The organism is Clostridium sp. C8-1-8 (assembly GCF_009928445.1).
Lineage (GTDB): Bacteria > Bacillota > Clostridia > Clostridiales > Clostridiaceae > Clostridium_AR.
Map to the genome: position 1 here is coordinate 1 of NZ_JAABNO010000091.1, position 377 is coordinate 377.

Here is a 377-nt window from a genome sequence, read left to right on the forward strand (position 1 = left end):
TGGATAGAGCAACGCCCTTCTAAGGCGTGGGCCAGGGGTTCGAATCCCTTAAAACGCACCATTTATGCGCCATTAGCTCAGTTGGTAGAGCACCTGACTCTTAATCAGGGTGTCTTGGGTTCGAGTCCCTGATGGCGCACCAAAATGTGGTGGACGTAGTTCAGTTGGTAGAGCACCAGATTGTGGCTCTGGGTGTCGTGGGTTCGAATCCCATCGTTCACCCCACATTTTATAAAAAGTAATAATGGGATGTCGCCAAGCGGTAAGGCAATGGACTTTGACTCCATCATTCGTAGGTTCGAATCCTGCTATCCCAGCCAACGGTTCACTAGCTCAGTCGGTAGAGCACATGACTTTTAATCATGGTGTCCGGGGTT

General features: G+C 50.1%; 3 tRNA genes. All 3 read left to right on the plus strand.

The window, feature by feature from the left end:
* Window positions 1-66 precede the first annotated feature (66 nt).
* The 3 genes from GXK57_RS26235 to GXK57_RS26245 all read left to right on the plus strand — a co-directional run bounded on the left by GXK57_RS26235 (window position 67) and on the right by GXK57_RS26245 (window position 320).
* A tRNA-Lys gene (locus GXK57_RS26235) sits at window positions 67-142 on the plus strand.
* A gap of 7 nt (window positions 143-149) precedes the next feature.
* A tRNA-His gene (locus tag GXK57_RS26240) sits at window positions 150-225 on the plus strand.
* Window positions 226-245: 20 nt separating this feature from the next.
* A tRNA-Gln gene (locus GXK57_RS26245) sits at window positions 246-320 on the plus strand.
* Window positions 321-377: the final 57 nt, after the last annotated feature.